The organism is Hydrogenophaga flava NBRC 102514, from assembly GCF_001571145.1.
GTDB lineage: Bacteria > Pseudomonadota > Gammaproteobacteria > Burkholderiales > Burkholderiaceae_C > Hydrogenophaga > Hydrogenophaga flava.
Map to the genome: position 1 here is coordinate 1 of NZ_BCTF01000022.1, position 25,655 is coordinate 25,655.

Below are 25,655 nucleotides of genomic sequence, written 5' to 3' on the forward strand. Positions count from 1 at the left end.
AAAAGCTGAGCCCTCCAGACCGAACGGCGGTGAGAGCGTGGCGACGATGTTGTCGCGCTCGGTGGTGTTGGTGGTGAAGAAGTGCGCGCCGGTGCTGCCGTTGTAGAAGCGGTAGACGGGAATGCGCGTGGCCAGCGCCTTACGCGCCACTGCACCCGAGGTGTAGGCGCTCTTGGCGGCGATCTCGCCGGCGGACAGCTCGTCCAGCGGAGTCGACGAACCCGAGGCATCGACCGCGACAGCCCCCTTCTCAGCGGCGGCCAACTCGGCCGTGTTCTGGGCTGCGTCGCCCGGGGTCGTGGCAGTGGTGCGGCTTTCGGTCACATCCGACGAAGCCCCCCCGCCGCAGGCAGTCAGCATGGCACTCAAGACACACGCTGCCAACGATCGGGTGCGGAACCAACGGGAAAAATGAAGGTGCTGAAGCATTGGTTCTTCCTGTTGTCATGCGCGGACGCAGGGCTCGACGACGGCCTCGTGGTCAGGGGAGGCTTTCGAGCAGGTAACGGTCAAAGGCGGTAGAGCTGAGGCTGTCGCAGGAACTCAAAGGAATGCGGGTGCGGGTGCGGGTGCGGGTGCGGGTGCGGGTGCGGGTGCGGGTGCTGGTGCGGGTGCCGCAGCCGGCGCCGGTGCTGGCGCCGGCGCTTGCGCCACGACCGGGGCCGGAGCTGGAGCCGGCGAGGGAGTGGGAGAAGCTTTTGACTTTGTGCTGGCCGCTCCCAGGCCCAGCTGGACCTGCCCGCTGAGCCAGTCGTAGCCGACAGTCAACGCGCCATGGCGGAAGGTGTAGCCCATGCTGGTATCGAGGCCCCAGGACTGCGCCGCGGCCCCAGGGAAATAGCTGACACCCACGGCAGCGGCGAGCTTGTTGCGGCGGTCTGTCGAGAGCAGTTTGACGGTGATGCCGGTGTCGCCGCCGAAGTTGTGACTGACGCCAACCATGGCACCAGGCTCTGCGTGGGCGGGCAAGACCAGCGCGCTTCCCAGAGATGCAACGACAGTGGCCATCAGGGTCTTATTCATGAACATCTCCGGAAGGATTGGGGTGGAACAGGAGCGCTTTGATGCTATGGACCCACCCGGCACCTCGATACCCCAGAACATGGGTGTCGCCCTCCGCAACGGGGGCGCTAAGATGAATCGACCCAAGACATCCGCCCAGTGAACGACACCACTTCCACCCGCTCCACCGACGACCGCTGGCGCATCGTGCTGCTGGAAGACGACGAGCGCCTGCGGGGGTTCTTCGAGCAGAGCATTCGCCAGCACCCGGCGCTGGAGCTGTGCGCATCGTTCAACCGGTTGCGGGAGGCCCAGGTCTGGCTGGAAGCAAACCCGGTCGATCTGTTGCTCACAGACCTGGCGCTGCCTGACGGCCACGGGCTGGAACTGATCTACCGCCTGCAAAAGATGCAGCCCAACTGCGAAACGCTGGTGATCTCGGTGCTGGGCGATGAAGACACGGTGCTGGCCTGCGTCGAAGCCGGCGCGGTGGGCTACATCCACAAGGACACGCAGCCCGACGACATGGGCCAGATCATCGTGGACGTCAAGCGCGGGGCCTCGCCGATCTCGCCCATGCTGGCGCGCAAGCTGCTCCAGCGGCTGCGCCAGGCCGACAGTGCAGAAGCTTCGCCAGCAGTCCCGGCAGTGGCTTCTGTTGAGGCGGTGAAGCTGACCGCCCGCGAGACCGATGTGCTGCGCCTGATTGCGCGCGGCTACACCTATGCCGAGATCGGCGAGATGGAAGGCATCTCCAAACACACGGTGCAGATGCACATCAAGAACCTCTACGGCAAGCTGGCCGTGAACTCGCGCGGCCAGGCGGTGTACCAGGCCGGTCTGATGGGTCTGGTGGGGCCGCCCGGATCGTGACAGCCACGGCACCAACCGAGCGTCCGCGCTGGCTCGCGCCGCTGGTGGTTCTGGTCCTGCTGCTGTCGCTGCTGTGGCTGCTCACGCCGGGACGGGTAGTGCCAGGTCCGGGCGCGCAGGTGCTGGACCACGCGCAAATCTTCACGCCACCAAACCAGCAAGCCATCGAGCAAGCCCTGCCCCTGCACTGGGACATCACGGCGCCTGGCCAGCAAGCCACCGCCGAGTTGCGGCTGCACTTCGACGCACCGGCCGCCGGTGACAGTCGGGCTCAGCCGTGGTCACTGCTGATCCCGCGCCTGGGCAATGCCTGGGCCATTGAGCTGAACGGCCAGGCGCTGGCCAGCGCCGGCCGCATGGACCAGCCCGGCGACGCCTGGGCCGCCAAGCGGCCGGTCTGGCTGACCCTGCCGTCGGTGCTGCTGCAGCCGCAGAACGAGCTGCGCATCCGCCTGCGCATGGACACCGGGCGGCGAGCGGGCCTGTCGCGCCTGTGGGTTGGGCCCACCGCCGCCCTGCTGCCGATGCGGGACCGCGAGGAGTGGCTGCGCTCCAGCCTGCCGCAGGCGGCTTCCGTGCTCAGCCTGGTCGTGGCCACGCTGTGCGTCCTGCTCTGGCTGCAGCAGCACGATCCGTTGTACGCCTGGGCCGCCCTGGGAGAACTGGCGTGGGCGCTGCGGGTCGCGGACTCCTGGTGGGAAGCCTCGCCCATGGATTGGCCCGCCTGGGGGCTGTTCGTTCTCGGCCTGATCTGGATCTGGTCGGGCGCGCTGTACCAGTTCATTGCCGCATTGCAGTTCAGTCCGAGACCGCGCTGGGAGCGCAACATCATCGTTCTGAGTCTGCTGGGTGGACCGCTGGCCTACGGTCTGAGCTGGGCCCTGCAGACGCTCGGTGGCCGCGATGAAATGGTGCAGCACCTCGGCCCGCTGGCCTACGGCCTGGGCTCCGGCGGGCAGACACCGATGATCCTGGTGGTGTGGATGCTGGGCACGCTGCTGTTCTGGGCGGTGTTGAATGTTCGCCTGGCGCTCGAGGTCTGGCGCAAGCCCGACCTGTCCAGGGCGCTGGTGGTGATGGCGCTGGCGTTGAGCCTGGTTGCCATCGGACGCGACATCTACGCCGGTCGGGCCAGCGCCCTGCACTACGAAGAATCGGCCTGGGCGAAATACGCCGCCGTGACGCTGGCGCTGTCGGTGCTGGTCATCGTCAGCCTGCGCTTCCAGCAGGCGCGCGATGAGCTGCTGCGCCTAAACAGCAGCATCGGCCAGAAACTGGCCCAGCGCGAAGCCGAGCTGACACAGCGGCATGAACAGGTCACGGCGCTCGAACGTGAGCGGGCAGCGGCCGAGGAACGCACCCGCATCCTTCGCGATATGCATGACGGTGCTGGCGCGCACCTGATCGCAGCCATCCACCAGGTGGAGAGCGGACAGGCGACGCGGGACGAGCTGCTTCAGACGCTGCGCGAGTCGCTCGACCAGTTGCGGCTGAACATCGACGCCATGCACCTGCCGCCCGGCGACATCAACGCCCTGCTCTCCAGCCTGCGCTTCCGGCTGGAGCGGCGCATCCAGGCCGCGGGTCTGCGGCTGGTCTGGCGGGCCGACGAACTGCCGCTGATTGCCCACTACCTCGGACCGCAACTGCGGCACGTGCAGTTCATCCTGCTGGAAGTCATTTCCAACGCCATCCAGCACGCCCAAGGCAGCCGGCTGGAGGTCACCGCCACCGCAGATACCACCCATGTGGTGCTGGAACTGCGCGACGATGGTGTCGGCTCGGGCCAGGGTGCGGGCCAAGGATTGCGCAGCATGCAGGAGCGCGCAACCCTCATCGGCGCAACACTGGAAAGGTCTGGAGGCGAACAGGGCACTCGCGTGGTGCTGCGCCTGCCGCTGCAGCAGACGGTTTAGCATCGGCCTCGCCCGGACCCGATCCGGGCGCGACACGGAGCCCCCTGCATGACCTCGCCCAACAAATTCCAGAGCTTTCGCACCTTCGCGCGCAAGGTGCTCGCGCTCGCCGTGCCCTACTTCAACTCGGAGGAAAAGTGGAAGGCGCGTGGCCTGCTGGCGGCGATCATCGTGCTGAATTTGGCCGCGGTGTACATGCTGGTGCTGCTCAACGAGTGGAACCGCGTGTTCTACGACGCGCTGCAGAACAAGGACCAGGTGACGTTCTGGCGCGAACTGGGCCGCTTCACCTACCTGGCCTTCGGCTTCATCATCATCGCGGTCTACCGCTTCTACCTGCGCCAGGTGCTGGAGATGCGCTGGCGCACCTGGATGACCAAGCACTACCTCGACCGCTGGCTGTCCAACAAGGCGTTCTACCAGCTCGAACTGCACCGCTTCGCCAAGGACACCGACGCGCCGCCCGACAACCCGGACCAGCGCATCGCCGAGGACCTGAACCTGTTCACCAGTTCGACGCTGGGCCTGTCCATGGGCCTGCTGAGTTCGGTGATCACGCTCGTGAGCTTCGTCGGCATCCTCTGGACGCTCTCGGGCAGCTTCTCGTTCGACTTCAACGGTGGTTCGTACACCATCCCCGGCTTCATGGTCTGGATGGCGGTGCTGTACTGCGTGGTCGGCAGCGTGCTGGCGCACTACATCGGCCGGCCGCAGATCAAGCTCAACTTCCAGCAGCAGCGGGTGGAGGCCGACTTCCGGGTGCACCTGGTGCGCGTGCGCGAGTACAGCGAGTCGATCGCGCTCGACCGCGGCGAGCCGGTGGAGCGCGGGTACCTGGGCGACCGCTTCGGTGCGGTGCTGGACAACTACTGGAAGCTCATCAAGGCGCAGAAGCGCCTGATCTGGTTCACCAACGGCTTCGGCCAGGCCGCCGTGGTGTTTCCCTTCATCGTGGCTGCGCCCCGCTTTTTCAGTGGGGCGATCCAGCTGGGCGAGCTGATGCAGATTTCCTCGGCTTTCGGCCGGGTGCAGGACTCGCTGTCCTGGTTCGTCGACAACTACGATGCCCTGGCCGCCTGGCGCGCCACCACCGACCGGATCACCAGCTTCGAGGAGAGCTTCCAGGCCCTGCAGGCGGCGCCACTGCAGTCGGTGCCGGCCATCGAGGCCGACACGCTGCAGATCGACGCACTCGATCTGGCGCTGCCGGGTGGTGTCGCGCTGATGTCGGCCGGCGGGCTGAGCCTGAAGGCCGGAGACAGTCTGCTGGTCAAGGGCCCGTCGGGCAGCGGCAAGTCGACCCTGTTCCGGACCCTGGCCGGCATCTGGCCCTGGGCGAAGGGCAAGCTGCAAAAACCGGCCGACTTCGAACAGCGAGTGATGTTCCTGCCGCAGCGGCCCTACTTCCCCGTGGGCAGCCTGCGCAAGGCGCTGGCCTACCCCGAACCGGCCGACCGCTACGGCGACGAGCAGCTGCGGCAGGCGCTGCACGACGCCCTGCTGCCGCACCTGGCCGACCGGCTGGACGAAGAGGACAGCTGGGGCCAGAAGCTCTCGGGTGGCGAGCAGCAGCGGCTGGCCGTCGCGCGCGCCCTGCTCAAGCAGCCGCGCTGGCTGTTCGTGGACGAAGCAACCAGCGCGCTGGACGAGACGGCCGAACACCAGGTGTACGAACGGCTGCAGGCGCTGGTCCGGGCCCAGAACGGTGCCCTGGTGTCCATCGCCCACCGGCCCACGGTCGCGGCCTTCCATACCCGGCGCTGGGAGCTGGAACCCGGCACCGCGGAAGGGGCCCGTTTCGCCCTGACCGCACGCTGAGCGACGCCTGGTAACACTCTCGGCCGGCAAGGCCTTGCGCGGCGGGTTGCGCCGCCGTAGGCTGGGCGTTTTCCGTGGTGGAGACACGCCGTGGGCACACACCTGCCGTCTGCGACCAGGCGCCCGTCGCCGGCCCGTCACCAGGCCCTGCAACAGTACAGGGCCCGGGCCGACCGGTACGACAGCGAACTGGAACCGTTCGAACCCCTGCGCCGGGAGGCGATACAGCGCCTGGACCTGCGGCCCGGCGAGACCGTGCTCGATGTGGGCTGTGGCACCGGCCTGAGCTTCGGGCCGCTGCTCGACCAGCTCGGCCCCACCGGCCACATCGTCGGCATCGAACAATGCCCCGAGATGATGGCCCGGGCACGCCTGCGCTTGATCGACCAGCGGGCACAACAGCTGCGGCTGGTGCAGGCCCCGGTGGAAGAGGCGCAGTGGCCGGGCCAGGCCCACGCCGCCCTGTTCCACTTCACCCACGACATCCTGCGCAACCCGCGCGCGCTTGACAACGTGCTGGCCCACCTCGCGCCCGGCGCGCGCGTGGTCGCCACCGGACTTCAGTGGGCGGCGCCCTGGGTCTGGCCGGTCAACCTCTTCGTGCTCGGCGCGGCGCTGTATTCGGTGAGTTCGCTGGACGGTCTGGCGCAGCCCTGGAGCGAACTGGCCCCGCGGCTCACCCGTTTCGAGGTGCAGCCCACCTGGATGGGCGGCATCTTCATGGCCTCCGGCGTCTGGCCGGGCCAGCAGCCCTGATTCCGTGGCCGCGGGCGAGAGGCCGGGTCAAGGCGCCTCGGGGTCGTGGCAGGCCACGCAGAGCTTGTTGCCCTCGGTGTCGCGGAAGTAGGCACCGTAGTAGTTCGCGTGGTACTCGGGCCGCAGCCCCGGCGGCCCTTCGCAGCGCCCACCATGGGCCAGCGCGGCCGCGTGGGCGCGGTCGACCACAGCGCGGCTGCTGGCCATGAAGGCCGTCATCGCCCCGTTGCCCGGTGTGTGAGGCTGGCCGTCGAATGGGGTGCCGATCAGCAGCAGCGGGCGCGGATCGGGCGACGACTGCCAGCCGGCCCAGGGGCGTTCGGGCTCGCAGAAGCGCTCCTGCACACCGAGCACGGGCATCAAGGCGCGGTAGAACGCCAGGGCCCGCGGGAAGTCCGACACGCCGATGAAGATGTGGGAAAACATGCGGTGCGCCCTCCTTGGAACCGGCCTCAGACCCGTGCCCGCAGTTCCTGCACCGTCGTCACGAGCAGGCGCAGCCCGAAGGCGCCGACCAGGCCGGCCGCCCCGCGGTTGAACACCGTGCGCCCGCGCTGGTAGACGGACTGGACGCGGCCATGCGAGAACGCGAGTGCGAGGAACACGTGCCAGACCACCGCGTTGAACCAGCACAGCAGCACCGCGCCGGCCAGCACGGCCGGCCCCGGCGAGGGCGGCAGCGCGGTGGCGAACACGCTGCCGAAGAACAGCGCCGTCTTGGGGTTGAAGACGTTGGTGATGAAGCCCATGCGGAACGCTGCCGCGCGGCTCGTCGTCACGGCCTTCACCTCGGTAGCCACCGCCGCCGGCGCGCGCCACAGCTTCCACGCGACGTAACACAGGTAGGCGCCACCGGCGATCTGGAACGCCTGGCGCAGCGCCGGGTGGGCAGAGAACGCCGCCCCCATGCCCAGGATCGCCAGCAGGGCCCAGAGAAAGGTCACGGTGGTGATGCCCGCCGCCGCCGACAGCGACACGCTGCGCGGACTGCCCGCCGCCAGCTGCAGGATCAGCACGAAGTTCACGCCCGGCGTGACCAGGGCGACCCAGTGCAGCACGGCGATGGTGAGGAAGGTGGTGAGCATGATGGGAATGTCCGAATTCAGTGGCCAGGAAGCAGGCCCGCCTGGTTTTCAGCCGCCTCGCGAAACAGCACCCAGGGGCACGAGGCGGCGAACGCCAGCAACACCTGAACCGCCTCTTCCGTCTGGCCTGCGAGCATCAGATCGTCGGCCCGGATGATCGCCGACATGGTGGCCCGGTTCCAGTCGCTCTCGTTGGCGCGCAGGTCGAGTACCGTTTCGACAAACTGCGCGGGCGTCCTGATTCCGGGCAGTTCGGCACCGTCCAGACAGAGCGCCACATGGGCCTGAAGCCGGGCCAGGTTTTCTGGCGAGAAATGGGCAGCGATCTGGTCTGATCCGAGTTCGGCCAGCTGGTGAAACCAGTCGATCGACGCCGTGCGAAGGGCATCGCCGTCCTCAGTGCTCACCACACCAGCTCCTCTGCCCCCACCACCCGGTTCCTGCGCCCCGGGTACGACAGCCAGGGCAGCACCGCGTTGAACTCGCGAACGATGGCATCGGCTTCGACCACGGCGCCCTCGCCGGTGTCGAGGCGTTTGGCGATGTGGCCGTCGCCGATCAGCGTGAGGTCGTAGCCGCGCTCCAGCGCGGCGTAGGCGGTGGCGCGGATGCACCAGCCGGTGACGGCCCCGCACAAAACGATGTGGGCGACGCCACGCTCTGCCAGCTCGGCCTCCAGCGTGGTCTGTTCGAACGAGGAGTTGTGCTGCTTGTAGACGCGGATGTCGTCCACCTGCGGCACCAGCGCCGGCACCCACTGCCAGTCGGCGCTGCCCCGGGGCAGCTCCTCGTCGTCGTGCTGCACCCAGATGACGGGCACACCCGCATCGCGGGCCTTGCGCACCGCGAGCGCGATGGCGTCGAGCTGGCCGGAAATGTCGCCCGCGGCGGCGACCACACCGACCTGCACGTCGACGATGAGCAATGCGGACCGGTTGCCTGTTCGGATGGTGGCCATGCGCTGGATCTCCCCAAGGTGGGCCACAGTCTAAAGGCGAACCGGCCCGCAGGCCGTCCGCGCCTCAACCCAGCGGGTTGATCACCCCGGCGGCCGGTATGTTGCCCTGTCCCTTCATGCTCTCGACGAACTTGAACAGGTCGGTCATGGTGAAGTGGGTTCCCGCCTTCGGCAGATCGCGCGGCGTTCCAGCGTTGAGCACGCTTTCCGGATCGTCCTTGATCAGGCCCACGATCACTTCGGCCACGATGGTGCCGCCGATCGGCCCCAGGTGCTGCCCCCCTTCGAGCACCTCGGCTTCCTTGAGGATGTAGAACCACAGCGGCGTCTGGTGGGTCAGATGGTGCTTCTTGACCACGGCCCCCGCGGTGCCGGACTGCAGCTGCGCCGCGGTCAGTGGCGCCAGGCCCATGCGCGCGGCCACCGCCTGGCCCGACGGCAGCTTGTAGTGCCTCGCGCCGCGCAGCAGGTTCAGCTGCGCCAGGAACGGCGAGTCGGGGGCGTTGCCGATGCGCAGCTTGTCGGTGAGCGCGGCGTCGAGGGCAAAGGCGCGCTGGGCGTTGGCGCCCAGGCCGTCGAACATCTGGCGCCAGTCGAGCAGCCAGTTGGTGGGGTAGCGGGTGCCGCCGAGGAAGCCGCCGTCGCCGGTGAAGGTGAAGGCCAGGCGGAAGTCCGAGAACTGCGGGCCCGCCGCGAAGTTGAACACCTTGTTGAAGTTGTAGGCCGGGCGCACCATGCTGTGGCCGAAGCGGTAGGCGGCGCCCGAGAACTCCAGCGGCATGTAGGGCGAGCTGGCAAGGTAGCCGGGACCGATCAGGTAGTACTTCAGCTCCTTGAGCGCGTTCTTCACGTTCTTGGCGCCCGCCACCGCCGGCAGGTATTCGTGCAGCACGATCTGCTGGTAGTGGTGGGTCACCACCTTGCGCACGTCGGCGAACGAGAGCTCGGGAAAGCGCAGGCTGACCGCGTTGTGGAAGTGCAGCATGGTGCGGTGCAGCTGCGCCACGATGAGGTTTTCGTCGTTGCGCTTGTCGCCCAGCACCGCCGTGCGTTCGGGCAGGCCGTCGGCCACGCGCGGCAGGTCGTACAGCGCGCCGTCCAGCGCCTGCACCTGCGCGTCACCCCCTCCTGGCGCGGCCGCGGGCACCGCCTGCGCCGGCCCCACCAACATTTGGGCCGAGGCGGTGGTGGTGTTGCGCTGGTAAAGGTAGGGCTGGTCGCGCGGGCCGGAGCCGTACACGCTGTCCAGGTCGAGCGCGGGTGTCCGGAAGTTGACCAGGTCGTCCACGTCCACCGCGTTCTCGCCCAGGCTGGTGGGGTCGAAGGTCATGTCGTGGTCGACGAACTGGCCGAAGTAGGTGAAGCCGGCGGGAATGACACCGTCCTTGCGTTCGGCCACGTGCATGGCCTCGCCCAGCTCGCGCAGGATGACCTCGTCCTGGGCCGGGTTGCCGGTGGTCCAGGGCACGGCGGCGAGTTCGGGGAAGAGCAGGCCGAAGCGGCCGGGCTTCTGCAGGTTGCTGCGGGTGGGGTTGGCGTTGTCGGTGCTGTACCCGTGGCTGCGGGCGTGGGGTTTCTGATCCATCGTGACACTCCTGAAAGGCGCGGACATGGTCCGCTCAGACATGGATGACAGATTCACGTGGGCGAAGGCTGCTCCCCAGAGCTTGTACTTCTGCAGCGCTGCTCTCGATGATCCGCCGCGGTGCCGGTCAGGCGCCATGGCGCGGCGCGTTTCCAGCGGCGGCGATGCTATGCCCGCCCTCTCGCGGGCGAATCCACCGCCGGAGGGATCAAGGGGCGCGGGTTGTTTCAGGCACGTAACAGCGCGACATGGCCACGTATAGAGACGCCCGCGCATCGGCGGTCAGCACCATTTGGGTGCCGATACAAACACACACAAAAAAGCCGGCCCGCGGGGCGGTGACGCCGGCCGTGGCCGTCACGCCGCGCGGTACCCCGACCACCCCCGCGCCCGCAGCTCGCACGCCGGGCATTGGCCGCAGCCGTAGCCCCAGTCGTGCCGGTGCTCGCGGTCGCCGAGGTAGCAGGTGTGGGTGTGTTCGACGATCAGGTCGACCAACGCGTTGCCGCCGCCCTCCACGCCCGAGTCTTCTCCGAGTTCGTGCGCGAGCTGCCAGGTCTGGGCCTTGTCGATCCACATCAGCGGTGTGTCGATGAGGAAGCGGTGGTCCATGCCGAGGGACAGCGCCACCTGCAGCGCCTTCATGGTGTCGTCGCGGCAGTCGGGGTAGCCGCTGAAGTCGGTTTCGCAGACGCCGGTGACGATGACCTGGATGTCGCGCCGGTAGGCCAGTGCCGCGGCGAGCGTGAGGAACAGCAGGTTGCGGCCGGGCACGAAGGTGTTGGGCAGGCCGCTGGCCTCCATCTTGAAGGCCATGTCGCGGGTCAGCGAGGTTTCGCTGACCTTGCCCAGCACGGCCAGATCGAGCAGGTGGTCTTCGCCCAGGCGCCCGGCCCAGGCCGGAAACTGCTCGCGCAGCTTCTGCAGCACCACGGTGCGCGCCTGCAGTTCCACGCTGTGGCGCTGGCCGTAGTCGAAGCCCAGCGTTTCGACGCGTGGGTAGCGTGCGAGGGCGTGGACGAGGCAGGTGGTGGAGTCCTGCCCACCGGAGAACAGGACGAGGGCGCTGGTGTGGTGGGCGGTGCGGGTCGGGGCGTTCATGCGCCGATGGTAGCGACCCGTGCAGCGTCGGAGCGTGGGGGCTACCCTCTGAGCGGCGCGGCTGGAGCCGGCGCCAGTCCGTGGTCGCGACTGGTGGCCAGCATGCGCAGCAGCCCTCGGTTGGCGTGTTCGAGCGAGACCTCGTGCTGCTCGCAGATGCCCTGCAGCCGGTCGATGCGGTCGGCGTCGCCCTGCGCCCGTGCGATGTCCAGCAGCGGATGGTAGGGCCCCATGTGGCTGAGCAAAGCATCGGCGACGCGCGGCGACAGCGGCAGGTGGCCGATCAGCTGGGCCAGCGGTTCGTGCAGCAGCCGGTCGAGCTGGCCGAAGATGGCGGTGGTGTAGACCTCGGCGCGCAGCGCCTCGTCGGACCCGGGGTCGAGCAGGTGCTGGGCCAGCCGCGCCTGCATCACACGGCCGTAGCGCACCGGGTGCAGGGCCATGTCCTCGTCGGCACCGGCCTGCTGCTCGGCCAGCCAGCGGTCCAGCGCCGAGAAGCCCAGCATCATGATGGCGTGGCGCAGCGCGCCGATCTCGTGGCGGCCGCCGTACAACGCGGAGTTCACGCGCAGCAGCAGGCGGTAGGCCAGCACCGGGTCCTGTCGGACGTAGCGCTCCACCCGTTCGATGGAGGCGTCATTTTCCAGCGCCTGCCGGATCAGGGCGATGGCCACCGGGTCGCAGCCGGGCGCGCGGTGGCGGGTGGCGTGCAGCACGTCGTCGTCGGGCCAGCCCAGCACACCCCAGGCGCCCGCCTCGTCGAGGCAGTGGTCGGCCAGCGCGCGGCTGCAGGCGTTGCGGTAGATCTGCCCCGACCGGATCGGGCTGGGCCGGGGCGGCACGGGCGCCGCCGCGGTGGGACGGCTCTGCAGGGCCTCCAGGGCGTCGGCCGCGTCCAGATGCAGCAGGCTGCGCACGTCCAGCGGCACGTTGTACTGGTGGCGCACCTCGGCGAAGTCCGCGCGGCGGATGAGCTGGTGGCCGTGCTGCACGGCCTGCGACAGCAGGGCCAGGCTTTCCGGGCGGCCGAACAGCGCCGACGGCACTTCCAGGCAGGTGTTGGGCACCGGCGCGCAGCGCAGCGCCTGGTGCAGCAGCGCGGGTGATTCCAGCGCGAGGATGAGCATGGGCGCGGCGACCGGCCAGTCGTCGCCCAGCACCTGCATCAGGTGGGCCGCGTCGACCGAGGTCGGGTCGGTCGGCAGCACCGTCAGGCGCACCGCCGCAAGCAGCCGGTGCCGGTTCCAGACCGGCTGGTAGGCCATCGCGACGCTGTCAAGGACGGTGTGGCTCATGCGGCGGGTCCGGTGTCGGCTACAGGTACTGGAACAGCGAGAGCTTCTGGATCGAAGCGTAGGACTGGAGCGCCGCCTGGGCCCCCACTTCCATGGTCTTGAACTCCGAATAGGCCTTGACCAGATCGATGTCCACGAGCCGGGAGTTCTCGATGGTGTGGTCGGCCTCGCGGTTGCCGAGCATGTTGTCCATCGAGTCGGCGCGGTTGAGCCACTCGCCAGCCTGCGCGCGGGCCATCAGCATGCGCTCGTGCCCGGCGTCGAGTTCGGTCAGGGCGCGGCCGAGGTTGTGGGTGCGCTGGGCGGCGTCGCCGCTGCTGCCGTTGTCCAGGCGCAGGGTGTCGATGGCGTCCTGCATCACCTTGAACATGTCGGTCGGCGCGTTGGACGGGGTGATGTCCAGCTGGTCACCGGCGCGCGGATCGCCAGTGAGCTTGAAGGACATGCCGTCGAACTCGATCTGCGATCCGCTGCTGTAGGGCATGCCGGTCTGGCCGGCCACGGGGGTGCCGGTGGTCACGTCGACCACGCTGTACTGCATGGCGCCGGCGGTGCCGCTGAAGTCGATGCGGTAGTCGTGGCCGGTGAGCGCCGAGGGGTCGCTCACCTGGCCGGTGTCGGCGCGCAGGCTGCCGGTATTGCCGGCGGCCAGGTCGATGGAGAAGGTGCCGTTGCCGGCGGGAATGCGCATCCAGATGGCCTCGCCGTCCATGGCGTTGGGCAGCTGGTTGTCGCCAGCGGCCTTCTGGCCACGCTGACCATCGAAGCGCACCTCGTTGCTGCCGCTGCCGAACTCCTGCACGAAGGGTGTGGGCGAACCGCCGAGACCGCCGAACAGGCTCTGCCCGGTGCTGTTCTGGCGGTTCGCCGCCGCGAACAGCTGCTCGCGCAGCCCTTCGATTTCCTTGGCCAGCGCCTGGCGTTCGGTGGGGCCGTAGCCGGCGTTGCCGCCCGCGATGATCAGTTCGCGCACCCGCTGCACCAGGTCGCCCGCTTCTCCCAGCGCGCTCTCGGCCTGCTGGATGCTGGTGCGCGAGGACTCCAGCGCGCGCTGGTCGGTCTGCACGCGCGAGAGCCGGGTCTGCACCGCTTCGGACAGGGCGGCGGCCACGGGGTCGTCGCTGGCGCGCAGCACCTGTTTGCCGCTGGAAATGCGCTCCTGTTGCGCAGCCATCTCCGCCTGGCGCTTGGTGAGCTGGGCGATGGTGGTGTCGTAGGCGTGGGCGGTGGCGACTCTCATGTCGGTGCTCCGGTGGATCAGCGCATGGTCTGAATCAGCGTGTCGAACGTGCCCTGGGCGATCTGCATGTACTTGGCAGCGGCCTGGTAGGCCTGCTGGTACTGCAGCAGGCGCGCGGCCTCCTCGTCCAGGTTGACGCCCGAGACCGCGGCGCGCGCGGCCTCGTTGCTGGCGGCCACCTGGCCGGAGTAGCTGGCGGCGAACTGCGCGCCCTGCACCCGCGTGCCGATGTCGGAGAGCACCGAGCTGTAGCCGTTGGCGAGCGAGACGCCGTCGAAGGTGGCGAGGTCGCGCAGCGCAAGCATGCCGCCGGCGTTGCCACCGTTCTGCGCGTAGTTGGTCGTGGGCGCTGCGGTGATGGCGAAGCTGTCGCCCGCAGACGGGTTGCCACGCAGCGTGAGACTCCAGCCGTTGAACTGCAGCGGCTGGCCGGGCGTGTAGTTGTAGCTCGGCGGCGGGCCCACGTTGTCGGGCGGCGGGTTGCCGGGGCCCAGGCCGGTGGCGGTGAAGCTGCCGTCGGCCAGGAAGGTCAGGGTCACCGGGTCGGTGAGGTTGGCCGACGGCTCCACGGGGTACAGGCTCACGACGCCCATGCCGCTGGTGTTGCCACTGCCGGGCGTGACCATCACCGGGCTGGCCGCGGCCAGGCGGTCGGCCGCGCTCACGGCCATCTGCATGTTGCGGGCAGCGGCCGCAAACGGCCGCACGAGGAAGCCGTCGCCCGTGGCGGTGGCGCCGCTGTCGATCTGGAAACTCAGGCCGTCGAGCTCGGCCGGCAGGCCGGCGAAGGAGCTGATCTGGCCGTCGGCGAGGCGCACGATGTCGACGCCGGTGGCCGTGAAATTGACCTGGTAGTCGGACGGCTTGAGGGCCGTGGGGTCGCTGACCTCGGCATGCATCGCCGCGTTGCCGGTGTTGGTGGACAAGGGCAGGCCGGCCACATCGGCCGGGGGCACGAAGAAGGGCTCGCCGGTGCCGCCCTGCAGGTTCACACCGAGCGCGTGCTGGGTGTTCACCGTCGTGGCCAGCGCCAGCGCCATGCGGCCGATCTGGTTGGTGACGTCCTTCAGGTCCTCGTCGATGAACTGCATGACGCCGCCCAGCTCGCCGCCCAGGGCGCTGCCGGAGAGTTCCATGGACGAGCCGCCCTGCTGGAACTGGATGCGCTGCTGCGAGCCGTCGGTGCTGTCGGGCACCACGGCCAGGCGGGCAGCGCCGCTGCCCAGCACCAGCGGCTGGCTGCCGGCGACGAACACGTTGATGCGGCCGTCGTCGGCGTTCACCGTGCTCACCTGCACCAGCTTGCTGAGCTCGCCGATGAGCTGGTCGCGCTGGTCCAGCAAGTCGTTGGGTTCTCCGGCGCTGCCCTGGTTCTCCATGATCTTCTGGTTGATCTTGGCGATGTCCTCGGCCAGCCGGTTGATGTTGTTCACCGTGTCGCCCACCTGCTGGCGGGCGCTGGTGGTCAGGATGTCCAGCTGGCCGGCGGTGTCGCGCAGGCGCGAGGCGATCTCCTCGCCGCGCCCGATCACCACCGAACGGGCCGCCATGTTGGTGGGCGACGAGGCCACGTCCGACCAGGCGTTGAGCAGGTCGTTCATTGCCGCACCCAGGCCGCTCTCACCGGTCGGGAAGATGTTTTCCAGCTGCGCCAGCCGCGCCAGGCGCTCGCTGTCGGCGGACGCCACCGAGCTGGAGAGCTGGGCCTCGCGGGTGAGGTAGGCGTCGTGCATGCGTGCCACGGTGCCCAGCTCGACGCCCTTGCCGAGGTAGAAGCCCCCCATCGCCTGATAGCCCGCGCTGCGCATCTCCACCGTCTGGCGCGAATAGCCGGCGGTGTTGACGTTGGCGATGTTGTGCCCGATGACCTGCAGCGCCGCCAGATTGGCGGTGAGGGCCTGGGAGCCGATGTTGAGTGCGGACGACATGGCGGTGTTCCTGCGCTCAGTTCAGGGCAGAGACCTGCGCGCGCTGCAGGTTGAGCGTCATGTTGATCGCCCGGCTGAGCTTGGCCGCGTACTGCGGGTCGGTGGCGTAGCCGGCGCGCTGCAGGCTGCTGGCAAAGCCGTTCACCGAGCCGATCTGGTCCATGGCCTTGTCGTAGCGCGGGCTGCGCGTGATCAGGCGCGCGTAGTCGCGGAAGGAGTCGGCGTAGGAGTCGTAGGCACGGAAGCGCGCCGTGGTCTTGCGCGGCACGCCGTCGACATATTCGGTGGTCGTCACCTCGGCCACCTTGCCCTTCCACGAGGACGTGGCCTTGATGCCGAACAGGTTGTGGGACGGCGTGCCGTCGCGCATGCGGATCTCGCTCTTGCCCCAGCCAGTCTCGTGGCCGGCCTGGCCGATCATGTAGCCGGCCGGAATGCCCGATTCGCGCGCCACGGTGGCCGCCGCCTGCTGATGCTCCTGCACGAAAGCAGCGTGGCGCTGGCTGGGCGACATGGCGCGCCGTGCGGCGGCCGAGGTCTGGTCGGTGGTGGTGGCGGCAGCAGCGGCTGCACCGGTGGCGCCCGCGGCCGGCGCGTACTTGAGCAGGTTGCGCAGGTCCGAGCGCTTGAGCGGCTTGAACTCTGTCGCGCTGCCGGCACCGGCCGTGCTGGCCGACGTGGTGCCGGCCGGGGCATCGCCCGACGCGTCGGTGCCCGTGCCGGCCTTGGCCTGCGCCGCGTTCATCTGGCGGCTGAGCTGGCGCTCGATCGACTCGCTCAGCCCGCCGGGCAGGCCCGAGAGCTGCACCGCCATCTGCTGGTCGAGCAGGTCGGTGCCCAGGTCGCTGCCCTGGCCTTCGAGCAGGCCGGACTTCTGGGTTGCGTCGCGCATGCTCTTGATGAGCTCGCGCATGAACAGCGACTCGAACTGCTTGGCCGCTTCCTTGAGCGCACCCTTGCCACCATCGCCCTCTTTGGCGGCGCTGTACTTCAGCGCATTGAGCGCGCCCGGGTCGGCGGCCAGGCCCTGGGTGGTGGGTTGAAGGGATGACATGGCGTCAGATCACTTCGAGTTCGGCGTTCATGGCGCCGGCGGCCTTGATCGCCTGCAGGATCGCGAGCAGGTCCTGCGGCGTGGCGCCCAGGCCGTTGAGCATGCGCACCAGGTCGGCCAGCTGCGGCGCGGCGTCCATCTTGATGAGCGCACCGCTGTCCTGGCTGATCTTGATGTCGGTCTTCTCGCCCACCACGGTCTGGCCCTGCGACAGCGGGTTGGGCTGGCTGACCACCGGGGTCGAGCTGATGCTGACCGAGAGGTTGCCGTGCGCGACCGCGCAGGGGCCGAGCGTGACGGCCTGGTTCATGACGATGGAGCCGGTGCGGGTGTTGATGATCACCTTCGCCACCGGGATCGTGGCCTCCAGCGGGATCTCCTCGATCTCGGCCATGAAGCTCACGCGCGAATCGGGGTTGGCCGGCGCGCGCAGGCGCACCAGGCGGCCGTCCAGCGCACTGGCCACGCCGGTGCCCATGCGGTCATTGATGGCCTGCGCCACGCGGCGCGCGGTCTGGAAGTCGGCCGAGTTCAGGCCCAGGTCGATGGTGTCGCCGAAGGCGAAAGCCGTCGGCACGGCGCGTTCGACCTGCGCCCCGGAAGGGATGCGGCCGGCGCTGAGGTGGTTGATCTGCACCTTGCTGCCGCCGCCCGAGGCGCCGGCACCGCCGACCAGCAGGTTGCCCTGGGCCAGCGCATAGATTTCGCCGTCCGCGCCCTTGAGCGGCGTGGTGATGAGCGTGCCGCCGCGCAGCGACTTGGCGCTGCCCATGGACGAGACGGTCACGTCGATCATCTGTCCCGGCTGGGCGAACGCGGGCAGTTGCGCAGTCACCAGCACCGCCGCCACGTTCTTCATCTGTACCTTGGCGTCGGCCGGCAGGGTCAGGCCCAGCTGCTGCAGGTAGTTGTTCATGCCCTGCGAGGTGTAGGGCATCTGGGTGGTCTGGTCGCCTGTGCCGTCCAGGCCCACCACCAGGCCGAAACCGGTGAGCTGGTTGGTGCGCACGCCCTGCACCGCCGCGATCTCCTTGATGCGCATGGCGCTGGCCGGCAGCGGCCAGCCCGTCCCGATCAGCAGGCCGATGGCCAGTGCGGACCAGGCCAGCAGGCGGCGCAGGCTGGCGTCGGAGGAAAGGGTGCGGTGCTGCGGGTTCATGAGGGCAATGCTAGGCAGGCTCAGAACGGGAAAACATTCAAAAAGAACCGTCCCAACCAGCCTATTGAGAGCGCTTCGTCCACGGCGCCTCGTCCTCGCGACTCGATGCGGGCGTTGGCGACCTGGGTCGAGGCGACCGTGTTGCCCGGGCGGATGTGGCGCGGATCGATGGTGCCGGAGAACTTGAGCACGTCGACGTTGCTGTTGATGCCGATCTGCTTCTCGCCGGCCACCAGCAGGTGGCCGTTGGGCAGCACCTCCTGCACGGTGACGGTGATGAAGCCCGAGAAGTCGTTTTCGTTGGCGTTGTCGCCCTTGCCGGCGAACTCGTTGCCCGACTCGCCGCCGAGGTTGAAGTTGCGGTCGCGCGTCAGCTCCTTGGCGACGATGCCCGGGATCGCCGAGACCGAGCCCGAGGCGCTGCCGGTGCGGTTGATGTTGGCCGAGGACGACTGGCTGGCGCTGACCTTCTCGGTGATCTGGATCGTCAGCGTGTCGCCGGGCATCCGCGCGCGCGGGTCCTCGAACGCGGGCCGGTAGCGGGCGGCCGAGAACAGGCTGCCGCCGGTCTGCGCAGGGGCGGCGGTTTGTGCGTAGTTGATGGGCCGCACCGGCACCACGTCGACCGGTTTGGTCATGCAGCCGGTGAGCGCGACCGCGGCGAGCAGCAGGAGGTGTTTCATGGTCTTGCTCAGAGTTGTCCCAGGCGCTGCAGCATCTGGTCGGACGTCTGGATCGCCTTGGAATTCATCTCGTAGGCGCGCTGGGTCTGGATCATGGTCACCAGTTCCTGCACCACGTTGACGTTGGAGGTCTCGACATAGCCCTGCATCAGCGTGCCCATGCCGGCGGTGCCGGGCGCGCCGGTCACCGGGTTGCCCGAGGCCACGGTCTCGGTGTAGAGGTTCTGGCCCCGCGGCTCCAGGCCGGCCGGGTTGATGAAGGTGGCCAGCTCGATGTTGCCCAGCTGCTGCGGCTGCGCGTTGCCCGGCACCTTGGCGGTGACGACGCCGTCGCTGCCGATGGTCACGCTCTGCGCTTCGGCGGGCACGGTGATGTCGCCCGCGATCGCCATGCCGTTGGACGTCACCAGCCGGCCCTGCGAATCGACCTGCAGGCTGCCGTCGCGGGTGTAGCCGGTGGTGCCGTCGGGCAGCGCCACCTGCAGGAAACCCTGGCCGTTGACGGCGATGTCCAACTGGTTGCCCGACTGCTGCAGGCTGCCCTGGCTGAACTGGCGCGACGTGGCCACGGTGCGCACGCCCAGGCCGACCTGCAGGCCGGTAGGCAGGTTGTTCTGCTCGGTGTCGGCCGCGCCGACCTGGCGCAGGTTCTGGTACATCAGGTCCTCGAACACGGCGCTGGCGCGCTTGAAGCCGTTCGTGGACACGTTGGCCATGTTGTTCGAGATCACGTCCAGCTGCGTCTGCTGGGCCTGCATGCCGGTCTTGGAAATCCAGAGGGAGTTGATCATGGTGTGCTCCTATCAGCCGTTCATGTTGAGCAGACGCGAAGCGGTCTGGTCGTTCTTTTCACCGTTCTGCAGCATGCGCATCTGCTGCTCGAACTGGCGCGAGACCGCGATCATTCCGACCATGGCCTCGATGGGGTTCACGTTGCTGCCTTCCAGCGCCCCGCCCTGCACGCGGGCGTTGGCGTCGGCGTCCAGCGCCTCGCCCACCACCGGACGGAACAGGCCGTCCTCGCTGCGCTTGAGGCGGTTGTCGTCGTTCGGCGTGACGAGCTTGAGCTTGGCCACGCGCTGCGGGGCCTGGTCGCCGACGCGCGCGGTCAGCGTGCCGTCGGCACCGAACGAAAGCTGGGCGTTGGCCGGCACGCTGATGGGCGAGCCGCCGTCGTCGAGCACCGGCAGGCCGTGGGCGTTGACCAGGGCGCCGTCGGCGCTGACTTCAAACGCGCCACCGCGGGTGTAGGCCTCGGTGCCGTCCAGGCCCTGCACCGCGAACCAGGCGTTGCCGCGCGCGGCCACGTCCAGGTTGCGGCCGGTCGGGTTGATCGGGCCGGACACCTCGGAATGGCCGGCGCTGGCTTCCAGCGCGAACACGCGCGAGCTGGTGCCGTCGCCGCGCACCGGCACCGCGCGGAAGGTGGCCAGCTCGGCGCGGAAGCCCGGCGTGGACGCATTGGCCAGGTTGTTCGCCAGCAGCTGCTGCCGGTGGGCAGCTGCGTTGGCGCCGGTCATGGCGGTGTAGATCATGCGGTCCATGCAGGGCTCCTAGAGAGGTCGCGTCAGACGATCAGCGCATGTTCAGCAGGGTCGACAGGACCTGGTCCTGCGTCTTGATGGTCTGCGCGTTGGCCTGGTAGGCGCGCTGCGCGGTCATCATGTTCACCAGTTCGGCGGTCAGGTCGACGTTGGAGTCTTCCACCGCGCCGGAGCGCAGCAGGCCCATGTTGCCTTCGCCCGGAGCGCCGCGCACCGGTTCGCCCGAGGCGAAGGTCTGCGTCCAGTTGCCGCCGCCGTTGGGCTGCAGGCCCTGCACGTTGCGGAAGTTGACCAGCGCGATCTGACCGGCCGCCTGCGACTGGCCGTTGGAATACTGGGCCATGATCACACCGGCGTCGCTGATGTTCAGGCTGGTGAGTTCGCCGGGGCGGTAGCCGTCCTGCGTGAGCTCGTTGACCGCGAAGTCGACACCGAACTGGGTGGTCTCGCCAAAACCGAGATCGACCATGAAGGTCTGCGCCGGGTCATTGGGCGAGGCCAGCTGCAGCTGCGGAATCACCGTGGCGGGGTCCAGGGTGCCATCGGCCATGAAGTTCAGCGCAAACGGCACCGACGCCGCCGGGTCGGCACCGTTGACACCGGTGTAGACGTTCCACTGGTTGTTGCCGATCTTTTCGAACACCAGGCTGACCGGAATCTCCAGGCCCTGCTGGTCATAGGCAATGACGGAGGTGCCGTAGGTGCCGAAGGGCGTGGGGGGCACGACGGCGGCTGCGATCGGCGCGCGGGCATCCAGGTTCACCTGGGTGTCGATGGCCGTGGTCGCCTGGGCCGGGATCGGGCCGCCCGTGGGCAGGGTCAGCGGTTGCGACTCGAAGCCCTGGCGCACGCCGTCGACATCGGTCGGATAGCCCATCAGCTGGCCACCGAGGTTGTTGATGATGTCGCCGTCGCGGTTGAGCTTGAACATGCCGGCGCGCGAGTAGGCCAGCGAACCGTCGGGCATGGTCAGCTCGAAGAAGCCGTTGCCGTTGATGGCCACGTCCAGCGAGTTGCCGGTGACGGAAATGTTGCCCTGCGTGAACTGCTGCGCCACGGCGGACACCTGCACGCCGATGCCGGCGTTGGCGCTGCCGGCGGCGTTGATCGAGCTGGCATAGATCTCGCCGAATTCGGCGCGGGAGGCCTTCATGCCGACGGTGTTGGCGTTGGCGATGTTGTGACCGATCACGTCCAGGTTGCGGCTGGCGGAGTTCAGGCCGGAGAGTCCTTGCTGGAATGCCATGGTGGTGTCCTTCGGGGGGTGGAAATCGGATGCGGATGGGTTACATGAAGCCGCGCACCTGGTCGTACGCCAGGGTGCGGCCGTTGCTCAGCTGGATGCTCATGGCGCCGTTGGACAGGCCCACGGAGGCGATGCGCACGCGCTGCAGTTCGGTGTCGGTGACGGGGGTGCTGCCGTTGTTGGCGCGCACAGTGAACTTGGCCACCTGGTTCGGGTCGATCGCGCCGGCGGGCCATTCGAAGCCGTGCTGGCCGGCTTCGCGCGCGCCCAGGTCGAGGGTCTGCAGGGTCTCGCCGTTCTTGCCGATGATGTCGACCTTGACGCTGGTGGCGGCGCCGTCGAGCGTGAAGGCGCCCTTGCCGGTGCTGCCGTCGAAGGCCAGTGCGTCGCCTTCGACCAGCGCGTCCTTGCCGATCAGCGTGGTGCCCTGCATCGCCTGCGAGGAGGCCATCTGGTCGGCCATGCCCTTGAGGGTCTGGTTGAGCTGCTGGATGCCGCTGACCGTGTTGATCTGCGCCATCTGCGTGGTCATCTGCGCGTTGTCCATCGGGTTCAGCGGGTCCTGGTTGTTGATCTGCGCGACCAGCAACTTGAGGAAACGGTCCTGCATGGCCTGCGGATCGTTGGTGGTGTTGCCACCGGCGCCGGTGGTGCTGCCCACGGTGGTGCCGAGGTTGCTCAGGTCCAGGGGGCTCATGAGGCTCATGGTGGGGTTCCCTTTATGACTGACCCATCTGCAGCGTCTTGAGCAGCAGCGACTTGGCCGTGTTCATGACCTCGACGTTGTTCTGGTAGGCGCGCGAGGCCGCGATCATGTTGACCATCTCCTCCACCGGGTTGACGTTGGAGTGGGTGACGTAGCCATCGGCGTCGGCGCTGGGGTGGTGCGGGTTGTGCACGCGGCGGCCCGGGGCCTCGCTCTCGGTGATGTTCTGCACCTTGACGCCGGCCGTGGCCTGGTCGCCCATGGGTACGGTCTGGAACACCACTTGGCGCGCCTTGTAGCTCTGGCCGTCGGGACCGGCCACGGCGTCGGCGTTGGCCAGGTTGCTGGCCACCACGTTGAGGCGCTGGGCCTGCGAGCTGATCGCACTGCCACTGACGCCGAAGATCGAGAACATGGACATGAGGCTCTCCTTACTGGCCGGTGATAGCGGACAGCATGGTCTTCACGTTGGAGTTGATGAAGCGCAGCGTCGACTCGTAGCGGATGCTGTTGTCGACGAAGTTGGCGCGCTCGCGGTCGAGATCGACCGAGTTGCCGTCCTGGCTGGGCTGGGTCTGCACGGCGTAGCCCATCTTGGGGTCACCGGGCTGCGGGCCCGACAGGCGCATGTGGCCCGCCGCGGTCTGGGCCAGGCCCTGGCGGTTCGAGCCACCGCTGGCGTCCTTGAGCGCGGCAGCGAAATCGAAATCGCGCGCGACGTAGCCCGGGGTGTCGGCGTTGGCAATGTTGCTGGCGATCACCTGCTGGCGGTGCGAACGCAGCATCAGCGACTGGCCGTAGGCGTCGAGCCGGGCGGTCATCTGTTCGAGCATGTCGTTCTCCTGCAGGGTTGAAGAAGGGCGGCGCCACAGGGGAAGGCACCGGGTTGCGGACAAGTGTGCGAAAACTTGAGGGTCGGCAGCGCCGAAAGAAAGCGCGGGTTTGACCCGCATTTCGGTCCTTTGCGGACATCTCTCCCGACCTACAGTGGCCCTATGCGAAATTGCCTTCAATCCCTTTCACGCGCCCTGGGCTGGCTGCTGGCCGGTCTGATGGTCACCGGCGTGGCGCGCGCGCAGGCGGTGGCCTCGCAAAGCGAATTTGCGCAGCTCGAACAGATGGCGCGCGAGTGGGTGCAGCCCGCGCTGGCCTCGGTCACCGGGCCGGACGGCGGCGGCGCGCTGCGCCCCGAGATCCTGTTCGGCTCGCTGGACTCGCGCCTGAAGCTGACGCCCTGCACCCATATAGAGCCCTACCTGCCGCCGGGCACCCGGCTCTGGGGGCGCAGCCGGATCGGCTTGCGCTGCCTGGATGGCCCGGTGCGCTGGAACGTCTTCATGCCGGTCACCGTCAAGGCCTGGGGCCCGGGCTGGGTGCTCAAGCGCCCGGTGCCGGCCGGCTCGGTGCTGGCTCAGGAAGACGCGGAAATGGCCGATATGGACTGGGCGGAACAGCCCTACGCGGTGCTGGCCAACCCGGAGCGCTGGGTCGGCCAGCAGGCGGCCTACGCGCTGCAGCCCGGCCAGGCCATCCGCCAGAACATGGTGCGGCCGGTGGCCGCCTTCGGGCCGGGCGCCCAGGTGCGGGTCAGCAGCATCGGCGCCGGCTTTCAGGTGGTGGTCAGCGGCGAGGCCCTGACCGCCGGGGTGCCGGGGCAGAGCGTGCGGGTCCGCCTGGCCGGCGGCCGCATCGTCACAGGCACCGTGCGCGACGGCCAGACGGTCGACGTGCGCTTGTGAAACCTTTTTTATCCAGATTTCGCGGGACTTTTGTGATGTACTCCACGAAAAAGGGCTCAAGTCCCCCCGCTTTTGAGCCGATAGTCATTCCACAACGCCCCAAATGCGGGGTCTGGAGAGTGAAATGAAAGTCGAATCTTCTGCACCGGATTCCTATATTGGCTCCGTGGCCGGCGGCCCCCAGAAGGCCGCCGAAAAGCCGAACGCAGGCGCTGAAGCCGCTGCGGCCGGCGGCCTCGCAGCGGCGCCGGCCCAGCCCCAGGCCGGCGTGACCGTGACCCTGTCCTCCTCCGCCTCGCAGGCCCTGTCCAGCGGCGGTGGCAGCGATGTGTTCAACACCGAGAAGGTGGAGGCCATGAAACAGGCCATCGCCGACGGCAGCTTCAAGGTCAACGCCGAGGCCATCGCCGACAAGATGTTGTCCAACGCCGCCGAAATGCTCAGCGCCAACACCGGCGCACCGCGCGGCTGATCCACCTCCCCCAGTAGCACGCCATGACCCAGCGCACCTCGCCCCACCCCTGGATCGCCGCCCTGCAGGTCGGTCTGGACGGGCTTGAGAAAGCGCTGCTGCAGGGCGACGCCCCGGCCGTCGAGCGTGCCAGCCAGCACGTGCAGACGGTGCTGAAAAAGGCCCCGCGCACCGCCGATTTCGCCGTGCCCGGCAGCCACCTGCGAGAAGACATGCTGCAGGCCGCCCACCGCTTCGGCCTGCTGCGCCAGGCCGTGCTGCGCGCCCAGGCCCAGAGCCAGCGCGCGGTGCAGAGCCTGCTGCCCCAGCAGGCCACCGGCACCTACGGCCGCCTCGCCGGCCAGAACTCCTCCACTGGTGGCGCAGGTCGCGCCTACCTGTCGGCCTGAAGTTCTTCGTCTCCAATGACACGACGGTCATCTCCGACCGTTAGCAGACTCGGCCAGATCACCGCATCGTCAACGCCCGTCAACAGCCGATAGATTGGCAGGTCATCGGGGGGGCCGTCTGGTCGTGTTGGAGCGATCTGCGTCGTTCACGGCGACTTGCAAGGGGAGATCGCCGTCACAAGATGGACAGACCCGCTCGACGATGGCTTCGATTTCGACCGCAAACCCCTTGCGCAAAGACCCTCCCCCCACAGCGGAGCGCGCATGTGCCCCCCTGTCCGCGCCCAGCACCTCCATGTCATGTCGCCGACCGCCCCTCGCCCGTTTCACGGTCAACGAAGTCGAGGCCATGAACCGTGCCCAGCCATCCGCCATCCCGCCGTTCAGCCACCACCAGGCAATCGCCAGAAACCGGTGCCTCTGCGAGCAACTTCCCGTCCGGCCCCCAGAGCGCACTTCGCCCGGCCGAAGCAAAACCGCCCGAGGGAGCACCATGGTTCGCGACCAGTGCCGCCATGCCATGCCCGCGGGCCCAACCCTGCACGATGGCGGCATCGGAGGCGTAGCCTGCGCCACTCCAGAGCACGCTCGCTGCGTAGACCGTCGCACCGGGGCCCCTGGCACGCTGTGGGTGTTCGGCGTGAACGGTGTCGGCGCAGATCGCCAGCGCCACCCGCTCATCGTCGAAGTCGAGACAGTGGGCACACCGCTCCCCGGGTGACGCGAACCGCTCCTCGCCTGCATGCAGGAACGCTTTTCGATAGACAGCACTGGAGCCATCGGAGCCAAGGCAGATGGCGCCGATCGCGGGCAGTGCGCCCGACATCACACCCGGCACCGGAGCTCCCACGACGACCGTGATACGGCGCAGCCGCGCCAGCCTGCGCAGCGGCTCTAGCACCGGAGCGTCCGCCGGCAGGACATGGCGGTTCAGAAGCGGCAACTCGTAGCCGGTGAGCGACAGCTCGGGAAACAGGATGAGCGACGCACCTTCTGCCGCAGCGGCTTCGACGAACGGCAGGTGTCGGCACAGGTTCCCACGCACATCACCGGGGAGGGACGAGGACTGCGCGGCGGCGATTCGGAGTGGGAGACTAGCGGCCATG

General features: G+C 68.5%; 27 protein-coding genes and 1 pseudogene. 7 read left to right on the forward strand and 21 right to left on the reverse strand.

The features are described 5' to 3' along the window. Window positions 1-360 (reverse strand): annotated as a pseudogene (locus HFL01S_RS18050) (hypothetical protein); the annotation flags it as partial. Window positions 361-543: 183 nt separating this feature from the next. Further along, the gene (locus HFL01S_RS25430) at window positions 544-1,023 is read right to left on the reverse strand and encodes a hypothetical protein (protein ID WP_169802353.1); all 480 of its coding nucleotides are present in this window, start codon (window positions 1,021-1,023) and stop codon (window positions 544-546) included. 138 nt (window positions 1,024-1,161) lie between these two features. Between HFL01S_RS25430 and HFL01S_RS18055 the strand changes: the two genes are divergently transcribed. The 4 genes from HFL01S_RS18055 (at window position 1,162) to HFL01S_RS18070 (ending at window position 6,365) form a co-directional block, all read left to right on the forward strand. Further along, window positions 1,162-1,875, forward strand: a complete 714-nt coding sequence (locus HFL01S_RS18055; RefSeq protein WP_245644854.1) for a response regulator — start codon at window positions 1,162-1,164, stop codon at window positions 1,873-1,875. Next, window positions 1,872-3,791: a sensor histidine kinase gene (locus tag HFL01S_RS18060; protein ID WP_066261124.1), complete on the forward strand. Its 1,920-nt coding sequence runs from the start codon at window positions 1,872-1,874 to the stop codon at window positions 3,789-3,791. The genes HFL01S_RS18055 and HFL01S_RS18060 overlap by 4 nt, the downstream gene beginning before the upstream one ends. A gap of 48 nt (window positions 3,792-3,839) precedes the next feature. Next, window positions 3,840-5,609: an ABC transporter ATP-binding protein/permease gene (locus HFL01S_RS18065; RefSeq protein ID WP_066261127.1), complete on the forward strand. Its 1,770-nt coding sequence runs from the start codon at window positions 3,840-3,842 to the stop codon at window positions 5,607-5,609. A gap of 90 nt (window positions 5,610-5,699) precedes the next feature. Continuing rightward, the gene (locus HFL01S_RS18070; RefSeq protein ID WP_245644855.1) at window positions 5,700-6,365 is read left to right on the forward strand and encodes a class I SAM-dependent DNA methyltransferase; all 666 of its coding nucleotides are present in this window, start codon (window positions 5,700-5,702) and stop codon (window positions 6,363-6,365) included. Window positions 6,366-6,392: 27 nt separating this feature from the next. On the opposite strand, the gene HFL01S_RS18075 is transcribed toward HFL01S_RS18070, so the two are convergent. The 18 genes from HFL01S_RS18075 to flgB form a co-directional block, all read right to left on the reverse strand. After that, a complete protein-coding gene (locus tag HFL01S_RS18075) occupies window positions 6,393-6,791 on the reverse strand; it encodes a VOC family protein (RefSeq protein WP_066261129.1) in 399 nt (132 codons plus the stop codon). Between the two features lie 26 nt (window positions 6,792-6,817). Next, window positions 6,818-7,450: a LysE family translocator gene (locus HFL01S_RS18080; protein WP_066261130.1), complete on the reverse strand. Its 633-nt coding sequence runs from the start codon at window positions 7,448-7,450 to the stop codon at window positions 6,818-6,820. 17 nt (window positions 7,451-7,467) lie between these two features. Further along, on the reverse strand, window positions 7,468-7,857 hold the full coding sequence (locus tag HFL01S_RS18085; RefSeq protein ID WP_157538942.1) for a hypothetical protein: 390 nt from the start codon (window positions 7,855-7,857) through the stop codon (window positions 7,468-7,470). Continuing rightward, the gene (locus HFL01S_RS18090) at window positions 7,854-8,408 is read right to left on the reverse strand and encodes an isochorismatase family protein (protein ID WP_084383472.1); all 555 of its coding nucleotides are present in this window, start codon (window positions 8,406-8,408) and stop codon (window positions 7,854-7,856) included. The genes HFL01S_RS18085 and HFL01S_RS18090 overlap by 4 nt, the downstream gene beginning before the upstream one ends. Before the next feature lie 64 nt (window positions 8,409-8,472). Continuing rightward, window positions 8,473-9,993 (reverse strand): peroxidase family protein, encoded by a 1,521-nt coding sequence (locus HFL01S_RS18095; protein ID WP_066261135.1) that lies wholly within the window; start codon window positions 9,991-9,993, stop codon window positions 8,473-8,475. Between the two features lie 357 nt (window positions 9,994-10,350). Beyond that, window positions 10,351-11,094, reverse strand: coding sequence for a 7-cyano-7-deazaguanine synthase QueC (queC, locus tag HFL01S_RS18100; protein ID WP_066261136.1), 744 nt, complete (start codon window positions 11,092-11,094; stop codon window positions 10,351-10,353). 41 nt (window positions 11,095-11,135) lie between these two features. Continuing rightward, the gene (locus HFL01S_RS18105; protein ID WP_084383474.1) at window positions 11,136-12,389 is read right to left on the reverse strand and encodes an HDOD domain-containing protein; all 1,254 of its coding nucleotides are present in this window, start codon (window positions 12,387-12,389) and stop codon (window positions 11,136-11,138) included. A 19-nt stretch (window positions 12,390-12,408) separates the two neighbouring features. Next, a complete protein-coding gene (gene flgL, locus HFL01S_RS18110) occupies window positions 12,409-13,629 on the reverse strand; it encodes a flagellar hook-associated protein FlgL (protein WP_066261138.1) in 1,221 nt (406 codons plus the stop codon). Window positions 13,630-13,646: 17 nt separating this feature from the next. After that, window positions 13,647-15,557: a flagellar hook-associated protein FlgK gene (flgK, locus tag HFL01S_RS18115; RefSeq protein ID WP_066261140.1), complete on the reverse strand. Its 1,911-nt coding sequence runs from the start codon at window positions 15,555-15,557 to the stop codon at window positions 13,647-13,649. 16 nt (window positions 15,558-15,573) lie between these two features. Next, complete coding sequence (gene flgJ, locus HFL01S_RS18120; RefSeq protein ID WP_066261141.1) at window positions 15,574-16,611, reverse strand: flagellar assembly peptidoglycan hydrolase FlgJ; 1,038 nt, start codon at window positions 16,609-16,611, stop codon at window positions 15,574-15,576. Window positions 16,612-16,615: 4 nt separating this feature from the next. Next, on the reverse strand, window positions 16,616-17,770 hold the full coding sequence (locus HFL01S_RS18125) for a flagellar basal body P-ring protein FlgI (protein WP_066261142.1): 1,155 nt from the start codon (window positions 17,768-17,770) through the stop codon (window positions 16,616-16,618). A gap of 20 nt (window positions 17,771-17,790) precedes the next feature. After that, entirely contained in the window at window positions 17,791-18,453 is a 663-nt protein-coding gene (locus HFL01S_RS18130; RefSeq protein ID WP_174525257.1) for a flagellar basal body L-ring protein FlgH, read from the reverse strand. Between the two features lie 8 nt (window positions 18,454-18,461). Continuing rightward, complete coding sequence (gene flgG, locus HFL01S_RS18135; protein ID WP_066261145.1) at window positions 18,462-19,244, reverse strand: flagellar basal-body rod protein FlgG; 783 nt, start codon at window positions 19,242-19,244, stop codon at window positions 18,462-18,464. Window positions 19,245-19,256: 12 nt separating this feature from the next. Next, window positions 19,257-19,997, reverse strand: coding sequence for a flagellar basal-body rod protein FlgF (gene flgF, locus HFL01S_RS18140; RefSeq protein WP_066261147.1), 741 nt, complete (start codon window positions 19,995-19,997; stop codon window positions 19,257-19,259). 31 nt (window positions 19,998-20,028) lie between these two features. Continuing rightward, a complete protein-coding gene (flgE, locus tag HFL01S_RS18145) occupies window positions 20,029-21,243 on the reverse strand; it encodes a flagellar hook protein FlgE (protein ID WP_066261149.1) in 1,215 nt (404 codons plus the stop codon). A gap of 40 nt (window positions 21,244-21,283) precedes the next feature. Beyond that, window positions 21,284-21,940, reverse strand: coding sequence for a flagellar hook assembly protein FlgD (locus tag HFL01S_RS18150; protein ID WP_157538943.1), 657 nt, complete (start codon window positions 21,938-21,940; stop codon window positions 21,284-21,286). A 22-nt stretch (window positions 21,941-21,962) separates the two neighbouring features. Next, window positions 21,963-22,370, reverse strand: a complete 408-nt coding sequence (gene flgC, locus HFL01S_RS18155; protein WP_066261150.1) for a flagellar basal body rod protein FlgC — start codon at window positions 22,368-22,370, stop codon at window positions 21,963-21,965. A 10-nt stretch (window positions 22,371-22,380) separates the two neighbouring features. Then, window positions 22,381-22,782, reverse strand: a complete 402-nt coding sequence (gene flgB, locus HFL01S_RS18160; RefSeq protein ID WP_066261153.1) for a flagellar basal body rod protein FlgB — start codon at window positions 22,780-22,782, stop codon at window positions 22,381-22,383. Window positions 22,783-22,944: 162 nt separating this feature from the next. Between flgB and flgA the strand changes: the two genes are divergently transcribed. The 3 genes from flgA (at window position 22,945) to HFL01S_RS18175 (ending at window position 24,549) form a co-directional block, all read left to right on the forward strand. After that, window positions 22,945-23,688, forward strand: coding sequence for a flagellar basal body P-ring formation chaperone FlgA (flgA, locus tag HFL01S_RS18165; RefSeq protein WP_066261155.1), 744 nt, complete (start codon window positions 22,945-22,947; stop codon window positions 23,686-23,688). A 124-nt stretch (window positions 23,689-23,812) separates the two neighbouring features. Next, window positions 23,813-24,160 carry a flagellar biosynthesis anti-sigma factor FlgM gene (gene flgM, locus HFL01S_RS18170; protein WP_066261157.1) on the forward strand — a complete coding sequence of 116 codons (348 nt, stop codon included), beginning with the start codon at window positions 23,813-23,815 and terminating at the stop codon, window positions 24,158-24,160. Between the two features lie 23 nt (window positions 24,161-24,183). Next, on the forward strand, window positions 24,184-24,549 hold the full coding sequence (locus HFL01S_RS18175; protein ID WP_066261159.1) for a hypothetical protein: 366 nt from the start codon (window positions 24,184-24,186) through the stop codon (window positions 24,547-24,549). A 298-nt stretch (window positions 24,550-24,847) separates the two neighbouring features. Here HFL01S_RS18175 and HFL01S_RS18180 read toward each other — a convergent pair whose 3' ends face one another. Further along, window positions 24,848-25,654, reverse strand: a complete 807-nt coding sequence (locus tag HFL01S_RS18180; protein WP_066261160.1) for a carbon-nitrogen hydrolase family protein — start codon at window positions 25,652-25,654, stop codon at window positions 24,848-24,850. Window position 25,655: the final 1 nt, after the last annotated feature.

Coding starts and splice junctions, on each gene's coding strand:
- HFL01S_RS25430 (WP_169802353.1), bottom strand. CDS start 1,023: ATGAATAAGACCCTGATGGCCACTGTCGTTGCATCTCTGGGAAGCGCG.
- HFL01S_RS18065 (WP_066261127.1), top strand. CDS start 3,840: ATGACCTCGCCCAACAAATTCCAGAGCTTTCGCACCTTCGCGCGCAAG.
- HFL01S_RS18075 (WP_066261129.1), bottom strand. CDS start 6,791: ATGTTTTCCCACATCTTCATCGGCGTGTCGGACTTCCCGCGGGCCCTG.
- HFL01S_RS18080 (WP_066261130.1), bottom strand. CDS start 7,450: ATGCTCACCACCTTCCTCACCATCGCCGTGCTGCACTGGGTCGCCCTG.
- HFL01S_RS18090 (WP_084383472.1), bottom strand. CDS start 8,408: ATGGCCACCATCCGAACAGGCAACCGGTCCGCATTGCTCATCGTCGAC.
- HFL01S_RS18095 (WP_066261135.1), bottom strand. CDS start 9,993: ATGGATCAGAAACCCCACGCCCGCAGCCACGGGTACAGCACCGACAAC.
- queC (WP_066261136.1), bottom strand. CDS start 11,094: ATGAACGCCCCGACCCGCACCGCCCACCACACCAGCGCCCTCGTCCTG.
- HFL01S_RS18105 (WP_084383474.1), bottom strand. CDS start 12,389: ATGAGCCACACCGTCCTTGACAGCGTCGCGATGGCCTACCAGCCGGTC.
- flgL (WP_066261138.1), bottom strand. CDS start 13,629: ATGAGAGTCGCCACCGCCCACGCCTACGACACCACCATCGCCCAGCTC.
- flgK (WP_066261140.1), bottom strand. CDS start 15,557: ATGTCGTCCGCACTCAACATCGGCTCCCAGGCCCTCACCGCCAATCTG.
- flgJ (WP_066261141.1), bottom strand. CDS start 16,611: ATGTCATCCCTTCAACCCACCACCCAGGGCCTGGCCGCCGACCCGGGC.
- HFL01S_RS18125 (WP_066261142.1), bottom strand. CDS start 17,770: ATGAACCCGCAGCACCGCACCCTTTCCTCCGACGCCAGCCTGCGCCGC.
- HFL01S_RS18130 (WP_174525257.1), bottom strand. CDS start 18,453: ATGAAACACCTCCTGCTGCTCGCCGCGGTCGCGCTCACCGGCTGCATG.
- flgG (WP_066261145.1), bottom strand. CDS start 19,244: ATGATCAACTCCCTCTGGATTTCCAAGACCGGCATGCAGGCCCAGCAG.
- flgF (WP_066261147.1), bottom strand. CDS start 19,997: ATGGACCGCATGATCTACACCGCCATGACCGGCGCCAACGCAGCTGCC.
- flgE (WP_066261149.1), bottom strand. CDS start 21,243: ATGGCATTCCAGCAAGGACTCTCCGGCCTGAACTCCGCCAGCCGCAAC.
- HFL01S_RS18150 (WP_157538943.1), bottom strand. CDS start 21,940: ATGAGCCCCCTGGACCTGAGCAACCTCGGCACCACCGTGGGCAGCACC.
- flgC (WP_066261150.1), bottom strand. CDS start 22,370: ATGTCCATGTTCTCGATCTTCGGCGTCAGTGGCAGTGCGATCAGCTCG.
- flgB (WP_066261153.1), bottom strand. CDS start 22,782: ATGCTCGAACAGATGACCGCCCGGCTCGACGCCTACGGCCAGTCGCTG.
- flgA (WP_066261155.1), top strand. CDS start 22,945: ATGCGAAATTGCCTTCAATCCCTTTCACGCGCCCTGGGCTGGCTGCTG.
- flgM (WP_066261157.1), top strand. CDS start 23,813: ATGAAAGTCGAATCTTCTGCACCGGATTCCTATATTGGCTCCGTGGCC.
- HFL01S_RS18175 (WP_066261159.1), top strand. CDS start 24,184: ATGACCCAGCGCACCTCGCCCCACCCCTGGATCGCCGCCCTGCAGGTC.
- HFL01S_RS18180 (WP_066261160.1), bottom strand. CDS start 25,654: ATGGCCGCTAGTCTCCCACTCCGAATCGCCGCCGCGCAGTCCTCGTCC.